Origin of the sequence: Pedobacter hiemivivus (genome assembly GCF_004331685.1) — a bacterium.
Classification (GTDB): Bacteria; Bacteroidota; Bacteroidia; order Sphingobacteriales; family Sphingobacteriaceae; genus Pedobacter; species Pedobacter hiemivivus.
In genome coordinates, this window is the sequence record NZ_SJSM01000001.1 from 463,292 (window position 1) to 476,107 (window position 12,816).

Below are 12,816 nucleotides of genomic sequence, written 5' to 3' on the forward strand. Positions count from 1 at the left end.
CTTTAACTGCTCTTTTTATTCGGCACCGAAGCCATAATAAAAGTTAATTTCCCACCGCCAACAATTTCGCCATGGGTAATATATAAACGATTTAATACTTTTCCATTTAAAAGCACCTGCTTTACATAAACATTTTTAGCACTTTGGTTTTTAGCTTCCACAATAAATTGCTTACCATTTTCGAGGTTTAGGCTTGCATTTAATACCGACGGACTGCCTAACTCATAACGGTCAGAACCCGGTGCCATTGGATAAAAACCAAGTGATGACATCATGTACCAGGCGCTCATTTGTCCGCAATCATCATTTCCACCTAAACCATCAGGCCCGTTATGATATTGTTTACCCAAAATCATCCGTACAGTTTTCTGAGTTTTCCAAGGCTGTGAGGTATAATTGTAAAGGTAAGCCACATGGTGCGCTGGCTCATTTCCGTGTACATAGTTACCAATGATACCTTCTCTCGTAATGTCCTCTGTATGCGCAAAAAAGACATCAGGCAAATCCATTGTAAACAACGAATCTAAATGCGGAACAAATTTTTTATCACCACCCATCAGTTCAATTAATGCCTCAGGGTTTTGAGGAACATACAAACTATAATTCCAGGCATTACCCTCAATAAATCCCTGCCCTTCAGTTTCTAAAACATCAAACTCTTTTCTAAAAGATCCGTCAGATAAGCGTGGTCTCATAAAACCAATCGATGCATCATACACATTTCTCCAGTTTTCAGCACGTTTAATAAAAGCATTGTAAACTTCAGTATTACCTATTTTTTTAGCCAATTGTGCAATACACCAATCGTCATAAGCGTATTCCAGCGTATTAGATACTGCTGTCCGGTTTTTATCTGATGGTACATAACCTTTATCAATATAATCTCCTATACCTTCAAAATTACGTTGATTTGCAGTCGCCACGCAAGCTGCCAAAGCTTTATTTACATCTCCAGTAAAATTGCCCTTAATAATCGCATCCGCAACTACAGATACGCTATGGTAACCACTCATACACCAGGTATCATTTGCCGAGTTAGACCATATAGGCAACATCGGTAAAGCACTTTGATCAAAATGCGCCAGCATAGATTTCACCATATCGTTATTTCTTTGTGGCTGGATGATGTTAAAAAAGGGATGTAAAGTTCTGTAAGTATCCCATAAAGAAAACGTGGTATAATTTGCAAATCCTTTGGCCTGATGTATCTTCTGGTCTAAACCCTTGTACTCATTGTTCAGGTCCATATAAACCGTTGGACTCAAAAAGGCGTGATACATCGCCGTATAAAAATTGATGGCATCTTCCTTTTTCTCTGTTTTCACTTCAATCTTTTGAAGCTCCTTATTCCAAGCCTGCTGACCTTGTTCTTTAACCTGATTAAAATCCCAGCCCGGTATTTCGGCCTTCATATTCATCAAGGCATTGTCGCTGCTCACCGATGAAATCGCAAACTTGATCTTTACCTTTTCCGCCTCTTCCGTATCGAAATTAAAATACATTCTAATTTGCCTCGCAGCCAGCTCCGGGAAGTTTTTGGTCTGGTCAAACTTTGCCCAAAACCCTTTGTAAACCTCTTTTTTAGTAAAATCTTTAGCGCCGTATGACTTAAATGGCTTAGAGAAAGACATCGCAAAATATACCGTTCGGTTTTTTGCCCAGCCATTCGTTTGTCTATAACCAACTACCAAAGAATCATTTACTACCCGAACATAAGTCCATACATTTTTATTGTCGTAGTTATAAAGACCATGCATCAAATCCAATATGATATTGGACGCTGCAGATTTCGGAAAAGTATACTGATGAAAACCAATTCTTGCAGAAGTGGTTAACTCTGCCAAAACACCATCATCATCCAGCTTCACCTTGTAATAATTGGCTTCCGCTACCTCATTCTGGTGACTGAATTTTGAACGGTAACCGTTTTCCGGATGTGTAGCTGTTCCTGGGTTAAGTTGTACCTTTCCAACAGTTGGCATCACTAAAAAATCACCCAAATCCGAATGCCCTGTACCACTGTAATGCGTATGGCTAAAGCCTACAATCGTCGGATCATCATACTGATAACCTGCGCAATACCGATAAACATCCTTATTATACTTTCCATTATCTTCGTAAGAAAGCGTATCGGTATCCGGACTCAATTGTACCATACCAAACGGTACGGTAGCTCCTGGATAAGTATGCCCCATTTTTTGAGTACCAATAATGGGTTTTACGTACTTATATAAGTCATTTTTATTTTGCGCATTTACAACACTTGCGACAGTCCCGATCAAAGCGGTAACAATTAAACATCTGCTAAACTGATTCATTGCAAAGAAGAATTAAGATGGGATTAAATATAGGTCATTTAATTAACCTTTACATTTGTTGACTTATAGGTATGCAATAATTTTTTCTGATCGATCTGCTGAAACGTGATTTTCTTCAATTCTGCGCCATGTACATCATCCATTACAATTGGCAATCTGTAATCCTTCTTTTCTGCTTTCATATTCAGATTCGAGAAATTGATATTTTTCGCATGTCTCACATAAATACCCCAGGCAGGAACTTCTTTAAACATCGAAAACTCAGGATAACCTGCAGGCTCTTCCGGAATGCTGTCCAATTTATCCAATGCGATATAAGCCATGTATTTACTACCCGCACCAGGATAAGAAACTTCAAAATTGCTGAAGGTTACGTCCTCAATGTATTGCCCAGGTAAACCCGCAATAATAATTGGAGAAATGTTTCTTGGCATATCTTCTATCGGTCCTTCATAATCATAACCAGCATCAGCTTTACCCAATGGTACATCTGCTACCACATTTTTTATGGATATCCTTTTCATGGTCGACTTTTTACCTGGAATCCGTTCGCCTAATCTTAAAAAGATCACATGACCAGTATTGGTACTTTTTAAACCATCTACTACAATATCTTCCAAGAAGCCACCATCAACACTTTGCAAAGCGATAGCCGAGCGATAGGTATTATAAACCGTATTGTTCAATATTTTAATGTTTCTGAAACCACCTTTACCAGCTGTTCCTAATTTTATACCGTTTGCACTGGTACGTACAATGTTATTTTCAATCAGCACATTGTGACAGAAAAACCCTTCAGTGTGAGATTTCAGACAAATTCCATCATCCGCAGCATCTATTTTGTTGTTCGTAATCACCACATTATCACAATCAACGATATCAATACCATCACTATTCCAATAAGCAACGTTGTTTACCGTAATGTTGTCGATCACCATATTTTTGCATCGCTCATAAGTCTGTAACCAACAAGCCGAATTTTGAAGAATCAAGTCTTTGATATTCACATTTACGCAGTTGTAAAAGTAAATCACCATTGGTCGGATGGACTCACGGGTACGATCATATTTCAAAATATCCACAATCAACCCATCATTTGCATAAGCGATAGAATTATTGGCCAATGCCCTACCTTGTCCATCAATCATTCCTTTACCAGTAATGCCTACATTTTCTACATCCCTTGCATGAATAAGCGCCGTATTTCCAATTCTATCGTAATCAAAAGGATTGGTTGAGCCCAATAAAACAGCACCTTCTTCCAGTTGAATCGTAACGTTAGATTTCATATAAATAGAACCTGTCAAATATCTACCCACATAGAAAACCAATCTGCCACCACCGTTTTTGCTGATGTAATCTATCGCAAACTGAATAGAACGGGTATTCATTGTTGAGCCGTCTGATTTGATATGAAAAAATGATGCTTTATAGTCTTTTGCAAAAACAGCGGCAGACTGAATTAGAATTAACAGCATCAGAATCATTTTCTTGTTTTTCATCTTCTTAATATTTTTAAAATAAATTAATAGGGCCAACCAAACCCATGGATTGAAGTGGTTGTTCTTTCTTTTTATTGTTCGACCAATATTGTGCGGTCGTATTTTCTGTTAAAGATTTCATGTAATTCAGCATTACCGTAGTCACTTTAATCTCAATATTATTGGTGCCTTTTTTCAACAGATTTCCGAGTGCATAAGCTCTACGTCCATACCATTGCGTACCTAAATTCTCCCCATTCACAATCAATTCTGCTATGCCAAATACCTGCCCTAAATCTAAATAATGAAGGTTTGCAGGATTAGCTAATGTGATGGTATTTTTGTACGAAACCGTACCAGAAAAATAGGTGTAATCAGGTAAATCTTTTAAATCGCTCAGTTCAGCCAGATCTTGGTTTTTCACGGTCCCATCCATATGAGTAAACTCCGCTTTCCAAGGGGATTTTAAGCCCATCGCATTTGGTGTTACCTCAGGAACTGGATCCCAGTTTTTACCATTTCTATCCTTATTGAAAACAATAATTTTTGAATCAGCAGGACACAGTTTTATTTTTAAACTCCTATCCTTCAAGTCCAGTTTAAAGCGCTCACCAGTTACTGCATCCCAAATCCAAGCTTGTTTTTTATCTGTAATCTCCGGTAAAAACGTAGCGTCTAAATCGATACTGAGATGGGCACTAGCATTGTTAAACAAAAAGATATCTGAGTTTTTCGTTTGATACCGCACCTGGGTAACGAAAGTATTTGGCTTGGCGATTTTAACATATGGCGTTACCTTATACTTTGCTTGAATCGTTTGATACCAGTCTTTAAAATTTGCCGCCGGTTTTGCTAAGAAAATGAATCGATCTGGGTATGCTTTTAATTTTGTCACCCATTGCTTTACTTCTGCATCCTTTTGTTCGTGATTAAACCAACCTAAAGATTGCGCTGGATAAGCTTCTATGCAGAAGATCCGGCCACCTGCTTTCACAAAATCATATAGTTTCTTCGCCGTTTCAGGCAAAATACTTCGTACTTCTATTAAAAATAGCGTGTGGTACTTTCTCGGACCATAGGTCATCCAACCACCTTTAAAATCTGCATCTGCAATTACCTGTTCAGACACATAATCACAAGCATTTCCATTTTGATGAATAGATTCCCAAATCAACTGTTGATAAGGTGGTGTTACACCCCAGGGAAAGGGTTCCATTTGCGCGCCAAACTCTCCCCACATATCAGCAATTGGTGCCATAATCGCTATATCCGCAAAAAAAGTAGCTTGTTGTAATAATGCAGACTGCCTTGCTCTGTAATCCGTATAATGCTTAAAATACGGCCACATGGTATTTTGTTCATTAAAATAACCACCATAGGTGATCCAACCAGGGAAAGCAGCATCCGGTGGGGAGTAATTAAACCCATGAAAAATGGGATGCGTAACTCCTGAAATCGTACTTTGATCGCCCGCTATTTTAAACAACTCCAGCGACTCATTAAATACCATATCTGTATTGGTTAGTTCCTCAGAGCTGATCAGTTTTTTACCTTTCAAATGCGCCGCTGAAGAAACATATTTATTGATCATGGTATTACCACGGCCTAAATGCCATGGATACTTCATGAAATCCCGTTCTGAGATCTCCTCGCCTATACCATATTTCATCCAGGTTTCGCATTCAGGGATATCCATATCAAAGCTGCCCTCTAATGGAAAATGTCCTCTACCATAAGCCTGTGCTCTTGATTTTATTTTGTTTTCAGCACACCATTCCACAAAGCTCTTCGAAAATCTTTCTCTAAAAAGCTCAGCTTTGGTGTATTCAAAATCATACCGCATCCTGTTCAGCATCTTTTTCATTTCCGGACTGATGTTTACGGTATAATATAGGTCAATCGTGTTCCCCATCCTACCCGTTTTGAAGAGTATAAATGGCAAGTATGGATACAGATCATAGCCTCTTCGTTTTTTAAACTCGACCATCATGTCAGTCGACCAATTGGCGCCTTCCATTTCTAAACTATCGACAAAAAAGGAACGTACATCTGGTGCTAATGGGCCAATTCGGGTTTGAATGGTGCCCGTAATTTTATTGAGGTAATTTTTGACAGCCTTTTCATTAAAATGATTCAGTACCGGTCCAGCCCCACCGGGTGCACCTTGTATCACTTTCATAAAACCATCTATTTTCACTAAACCATAAACGGCAAAATTCCCTTTCGGCAAGTCAATTTTCACCCCATCATTTACGACTTGATTGGTAATATTTTTCACCTGGTCCATACTCGTCAAAGGATCTGGAACAATACTTAGTCCCAATAGTTCCATTTTACGCCCGGTATAAGGACTCAAAGTTGCGGGATCAGCTTCTTTAAAAATATCAAATAAGGAGATTTCAGTTTTTAAAGGACCTACCAGTTTTTTCACAGCTACCACCACTACTTGAGCACGGTCTTCATCAGCTAAAAAACCAGCCCCAAAAGGGAATCCTGTGCCCGCTAAAAGATCACAAGTCATGCCCAGTTTTTTCGCTTCGGTCAACGTAAACTTCAATAAGTCTATCCACTCCTCACTTAGCCAATCTACAGATGGGATGCCCATATCATCCGTATTGGATGGAAAGGAAATTGGATTGATTTCTACCCCACCAATTCCTGCTTCTTTTAACAGTTTAAGCTCTCTCGCCAACTCCGTTCTTTCTATCTTGTTCCCATTCCACCACCAGCGCACAAATGGCCTGTAACCGATGGATGGGTTCTTAAAGAGCTGGTATAAATCCGCATCGGTATCATCTATCAGCGTATTTACTACTGACTTAGAAAAAGCATTATTCTTTAACATCAATAAGCTGGCAACAGAAAAAATAGCACTTTGCTGTAAAAATGTTTTCCTCTTCATAGTTCCTATTTTAGCTGTACCGCTTTTGTAAAAAGTCTTTCATCCATAAATTGATTCGCCATTGTTCATCACTTAGAGACATTGTCCTATTCCCCTTTACCATGTAAGGCACTGGTCCAAACTCCGGAGTAATCGTGATCGGCATTTTATTTATTCTCATTTGGTTCACCCATTTGTCCCAAATCTGAACGTGGGCTGCTAAAGCCTCCTCATATTCGGCATTTGCCGGATCCCAAACTTGCGAACTTTGTGTACTCCCTACCCTTGCATGAATGTGGCGGGCATGTGCGATGGCATTATCTACCGCAGCTTGCTGATCTTTCAGATAACTTTCAGAAACACAAAACCAATGAGAAACATCCAGCGTTAATTTTAAATCCGGATTCTTTGCTAATATTGGCGCTACATTATGTGCCGCATACGACCATTTATTACGGTGCGTTTCTTGATTGATTGGCGTTTGATATTGATCCTCAATCTGATTACAAACCGCCAGGCAGGCTTGTATTTCATCCGCGTTAAAGTATTCTCTACCGATTTGAGCACTAAAAAATAAGGGCGCTTTAGATTCTGTTCTCATCTCCATCAATTGACTCAATTCCTGCTTAAGATTTTCCAGGTATTGCTCCAAATTGGCATAAGGTTTAATCACCGTCATTACAATAGCAAAATCCAAATCATAATCCTTCAACAAATCCAATACCTCTTGCACATCACAGGTTTCTCCATAAGGGAACCATTCAATACCAGCATAATTGGCTTCTTTTACGCGTTTCAAAAAAACAGGCCAGGGAATATCTTCAAAACCCCAACGCGGACACAAAAACTTTAGGGATAAATCCATTCTTTACGATTTATAAATCAGTGGGTTTTGTTCGTCATTATTCAGCAAGTCGCCAACTTTAAGCGTACTCAGATAGGGCTCAGGTAAAATATTAGGTTCACCATTAAATGTATTTCCATCTGGCATATAAGCACAAGTCATGGCTCTTCTATATCCACTACTCATATTGGCGCCTGCACCATGTATGGTCAATCCATTATGGAAAGAGCAACTTCCAGCTTTCATAGCGGCCGACACTGAAGCTACCTGAGCAAATTGCGGGTAAGCTTCAAAAATGCCATCCATATTTTTCCCTATTCCCTTATTTACAAAAGTTGTTTGTTTAAATGATGCCGGAATAAAGTATAAGCAACCATTTTCTAAGGTCGCATCATCCAGGGCTACCCAAATCGATAAAGCTTTTCTATCAGAGAAAGACCAAAATGGGGTATCTAAATGCCAAGATGTTGGATTTGCCCAAGGACGTTTAAATAGGGCCTGATCGTGCCATATTCTGATCCCACTGGCACCAGAAAGCTGTGCAGCCATTTTACCAATACGCTCATCCAACATAATCTCTTTTACCTTATCATTGGTTTGCCAAAGATTTAGCAGTTGATCAAAAACTTTGGAAAAATATTCAGCGTCCTTATTGATCCCATCATCCATCCCAACTTTACCTTCTTTTCCAGGCATTTTTACACCATTTCTGTCCTTTACCGCTTCCGTAACTGCTTCCCGCCATTGCGTTAACTCTTCAGCTGATAAAAAATCTTCGATGACAATAAATCCATTAGTTTGAAAAAACTGAATCTGCTCTGTACTTAATTCACATTTCATTTTCTTGGTTGTTTAGGTTTAAAAATCTTTGTTCTGATGTTAAATGCTTACACTACTTTGATCATCCAAAAACAAGATTGCATTTTTGTGATTTCTTAAATGAGTAGAAGGAAATCTATCGCTAATCTCCTCATTTAAGGTATGGTAAACGGCCTGGGCCTTTTTCTCAGTAGGCACGGTACAAAAAGCATAAGGTGCCTTTAGTAAAGCAGGCAGGGTTAGCGTTAAAGCATGCGTAGGTACTTCATTGATCGTGGTAAAACAGCCATCATTAACTTGTTGGTTGCGACACTGTTGATCCAAATCCACACGCTTCACAAAATAAGGATCATTAATCGCAGCTACATGCGGATCGTTAAATGCCAAATGCGTATTTTCTCCAATGCCTAAGCATACAATATCCGTTTCAAACTCATTTAACAATGCGGTATAGCGCGTACACTCAGCCTCAAAATCAGCTTCATTTCCGTTGATATAATTTACCGTGTTAAAAGGCGCTAAATCAAATAAACGTGCTTTGATAAAGTTACCAAATCCTTGCGGCGCATCTGCAGCCAGGTTTACGTACTCATCCATGTGGAAAGCATTGAGTCTAGACCAATCGATGTCTTTTTTCAGCAATTCCTCAAAAAATTCATTCTGAGAAGGGGCTGCACCAAATATGATATTAACGAAGGGTTGTGTGCTCAATAATATGTTTATGCGTTCTGCAACAGCCGTAGCAACCGCTGCTCCCATCAGGTTTCTGTTCTCAAAAACCTTCACGGTTAATTTATCTTTTATAAATTCTTTCATCTAAATCTTTCTTTAAGTTATACAAAATCTGCTGAGGAATAGACTACTGTCCCATTAATCATGGTCGTTTTGATGTTGATGTTTTCATCAAAAATTAACACATCAGCATCTTTGCCTACAGTTAGCGTTCCTTTTGTATTTTCAACACCCATGATCGTAGCTGGTGTTCTAGACATCATCCTAACTGCTTCTACCAATGGGATATCAGCCATCTGAACCATCGTTCTTACCAATCGGTCTGTCGTAGCCACACTTCCTGCAAAAGAAGATCTGTCGGCCATAATTGCAACTCCATTTTCGATAATCACTTTCAATCCAGTGTCCTTATTTCCGAGGATACTCTCCCCTTCTGGCATTCCTGCCCCACGCATGGCATCTGTAATTAGCGCAATGCGATCAGGTCCTTTAATTTTATAAACCAGTTTCAATAATGGTGCTGGCAAATGAATCCCATCCGCAATGATCTCTACGTCCATCGCATCAATTAAAAAAGCACTTTCAATCACGCCTGCATAGCGATACGTATTTCGTCTGGTTACGCCAGACATAGCCGAATACAGGTGCGTGGCCAGACTATAGCCATTTTCTACCGCCTCTAAAACCTCTTCATAAATGGCATCCGTATGGGCAATAGCTGCAATAATTCCATGCGATTTCAAGTATTTACCCATTTCAATAGCACCCGGTAATTCAGGGGCAACACTCCAGCGTTTAATTGCCTCAGCACCGTAGGCAATTACTTCTTTATACTCCTCCAGATCAGGGTTTCTGATGTACCTTGGATCTTGCGCGCCACTCTGACTAAGCGCAAAATAAGGCCCCTCTAAGTGCATGCCTATAAACTGTGCACCTTTGGTATTTTTAGCATTTGTACTTTTATAAAGATCTATTGCTTTTAACAGATCTTCTTTGGCACAGGTTAATGTTGTGGGCGCCATTGCGGTGGTCCCGTAAGTAGCATGAATTTCAGCAATTTTCAGATAGGCCTCTTCCGTTGCGTCCATAAAATCATGCCCGCCACCACCATGAATATGAATATCGATAAAGCCCGGAGAAACATAATTCCCCTTTGCATCGATCAGCTCATAATCTGCTGCTTCGATATCTCCCTCTTCTATTGCTTCTATTTGATGACCATTAATTAATAGCGTACCGTTTTTAATGATGCGATAAGGTGTGATGATCTGGCCATTAATTATTTTAACTTTCTTCATATGTAGATTTTATATTTTGAGATCAACAGCTTAACCAAATGCTAATGATCCAAAGAACTCAGGTAAATGAAAATCAGGACTTTCGGCCTCTATTTCATTCCAACTGTAAAAGTGTGGTTGCGGTAAATCATCACCACACTTAAAAAAATTGCCAAAGCCCCTTTGTTGGCTTAGCGTTTTTAAATTACTAAATGCAAATACCACTATCGGAATCATTAATGTGATTTCCCATACATATTTGCGCCTACTATTTTCTGCTGCCGTTTTAATAACAGCATGTGTTTTTATCCTTTTCACCAACTCCTTTGGCAAGAAATCTCTATTTGATCTTCCTTTTCCGTAAGCGATTAAACATACGCCAACGCAATTCACCTCGATATTGTAATAAGACTTATCCGCTCCAAACGACACAAAAAATTCCACACAATTATCTTTGTGCACTGCCCCATTTAATTCAGTTGTGGCCACCTTAATTACATCCTCAGTTACCACATATTTTAACATTAGGAAATCATTGCTATGTGCAATGCTAAAATTGGCTTGCAAATCACTATTGAATTCAGGCCATGGCTGCTGAGCGATTCGGTTTTTTGGTAAAGCATCTAATAAAGTCGAGACTTTTTCAATGTCATCATTGGCTGTATATTGATCCAGGAACGGTACAAATAAATTTCTCATTTAATAGGCTTAAAACCTTTTTTTACTAGCCTATGCGGCAATTTTTATGTTAAAAAATATAAATCTTGTAATTAAAACAGGCTGTATCATTAATCTGGTCGTCATGACAATCTTTTTGTCTAGTCGGTCGTCATGACGACCGGATTAATGATACCCCCTATTTTCAGGTATTAATTATAGCCCAAGTTTTGACCCAATTTCGCATCCTTATTTAAGTCAATCTCAGTCTGCGGAATAGGTAAAAGCACATTGTAAGGCTTAATGGTTGTATTTTCCTTAATGTTTAGTCGCGTTACCCTATCGAGTAAAGTTCCCGTTCTCACCAAAGTCATTCTTCTATTTTCCTCACCAATCAATTCTCTTACGCGTTCGTCTAAAATAAAATTCAACGTAATGTCAGCTGCTGATACCTGTGCTGCATTTGCTCTGGTTCTTAATTTATTGATACTGATGGCAGCACCACCTGGGTTGTTTTGTTTGAATTGCGCTTCTGCCAATAACAAATAAGTTTCCCCCAAACGCATCATAATTAAATCTTTAAAAGCTCCATTTCCAGTAGGATCTGTAGCGATAAAATGATTCCATTTTGTAGTGTAAGGAACAATACTCCATAAAGTATCAGCCGGAGTTGGAACTACTTTTTTCCCGAATAAAGCTGGTTTACTAGGATCGTTGTAGTAGAAGTCACGGCGAAGATTGTATTTAGAATTACGCATATCATTAGCTCCCGACCCTGTGTATGCGCTTTTGATCACCCAAGGACTTAAGCGTAAACGGCCCACACCACGTCCACCTAATGAATCGCAAACCAACATTCCCGAAACGTTACCATAAAAAGGTACCCAAACTCTACGGTGTTGATCCAAATTCGTCGCACCACCAGGTATATTGAATTCTAATTCCTGCACCCAAATGGCTTCGGTATTTCCCTGACGACGGCGTTGATTACCAGTAATAAACATATCTGAGAAAGGATCACCTGGCTCAGTTTTTTTAACTCCGTATCTGGTATCCACTAACTTGAAGTTACCGGCAATAACCGCCAGACATTGTGCCTCTGCCAAATCATTTTTACCCTGTCTCAAATACACTTCTGCAAACAATTGCGAAGCAGCCTCTTTACTGATACGACCTGGTTTAGAAACCTGATCTATAGCAGGTAAATTAACCGTAGCGTATAAAAGGTCATCATTGATCAATTTGTTCAAATCGGCTACGCTAGCACGGGTAAAATCTGTTTTAGGCTCATCATATGGACGATCGAGCAATGGAACTTCTCCCCATAAAGTAACCAGGAAATTATAGGCATAAGCTCTAAAAAAACGGGCCTCTGCAGTATATAATTTACGTTGAGCATCAGTTAACGTGGCTGTAGGATCTGCGGTACCTCTCAAAATTTGATTGGCATTGGTAATCACTCTGTAAGACCAGGTCCAGTAGTATAGGGCTGATGGATCTACAGGCAAAAGCCTTGAATAATCATGATAAGGAATTAATTCAGGATTTTCCTGGCCACTAATTGCTACATCCGTTCCTACTTGAAAAACAGCGAGTAGCGACTGGTGGTTCTGAATGGTATATTGCTCCCTAACAGTTGCCTGTAGACCTGCAATTCCGGCCTCTAAACCAGCAACATTTTTAAAACTCGTAGATGGCGAATAACTAGAGTCAGATTTTTCATCTAAAAAACTCTTACTACAAGAAATTAAGCCAACACTTGCAATAAATATGAATGATAAAAGAATATGCTTTTTCATAATTTTAT

At 39.2% G+C, this 12,816-nt stretch carries 9 protein-coding genes; all 9 read right to left on the reverse strand.

The genetic code is table 11. The features are described from left to right. Positions 1-2: 2 nt before the first annotated feature. Positions 3-2,318: a GH92 family glycosyl hydrolase gene (locus tag EZ444_RS01735; RefSeq protein ID WP_131606612.1), complete on the reverse strand. Its 2,316-nt coding sequence runs from the start codon at positions 2,316-2,318 to the stop codon at positions 3-5. Between the two features lie 38 nt (positions 2,319-2,356). Then, entirely contained in the window at positions 2,357-3,820 is a 1,464-nt protein-coding gene (locus EZ444_RS01740) for a glycoside hydrolase family 28 protein (RefSeq protein ID WP_131606614.1), read from the reverse strand. Positions 3,821-3,833: 13 nt separating this feature from the next. Beyond that, complete coding sequence (locus EZ444_RS01745) at positions 3,834-6,701, reverse strand: glycosyl hydrolase (protein ID WP_131606616.1); 2,868 nt, start codon at positions 6,699-6,701, stop codon at positions 3,834-3,836. A gap of 10 nt (positions 6,702-6,711) precedes the next feature. Further along, a complete protein-coding gene (locus EZ444_RS01750) occupies positions 6,712-7,545 on the reverse strand; it encodes a sugar phosphate isomerase/epimerase (protein ID WP_131606618.1) in 834 nt (277 codons plus the stop codon). Positions 7,546-7,548: 3 nt separating this feature from the next. Beyond that, a complete protein-coding gene (locus tag EZ444_RS01755) occupies positions 7,549-8,364 on the reverse strand; it encodes a phytanoyl-CoA dioxygenase family protein (protein WP_131606620.1) in 816 nt (271 codons plus the stop codon). A 39-nt stretch (positions 8,365-8,403) separates the two neighbouring features. Further along, entirely contained in the window at positions 8,404-9,159 is a 756-nt protein-coding gene (locus EZ444_RS01760) for a 6-phosphogluconolactonase (protein ID WP_131606622.1), read from the reverse strand. A gap of 17 nt (positions 9,160-9,176) precedes the next feature. Continuing rightward, positions 9,177-10,373 carry an N-acetylglucosamine-6-phosphate deacetylase gene (nagA, locus tag EZ444_RS01765; RefSeq protein ID WP_131606624.1) on the reverse strand — a complete coding sequence of 399 codons (1,197 nt, stop codon included), beginning with the start codon at positions 10,371-10,373 and terminating at the stop codon, positions 9,177-9,179. A 30-nt stretch (positions 10,374-10,403) separates the two neighbouring features. Further along, on the reverse strand, positions 10,404-11,051 hold the full coding sequence (locus EZ444_RS01770; protein ID WP_131606626.1) for a carbohydrate-binding family 9-like protein: 648 nt from the start codon (positions 11,049-11,051) through the stop codon (positions 10,404-10,406). Positions 11,052-11,221: 170 nt separating this feature from the next. Continuing rightward, a complete protein-coding gene (locus tag EZ444_RS01775) occupies positions 11,222-12,808 on the reverse strand; it encodes a RagB/SusD family nutrient uptake outer membrane protein (protein ID WP_131606628.1) in 1,587 nt (528 codons plus the stop codon). Positions 12,809-12,816: the final 8 nt, after the last annotated feature.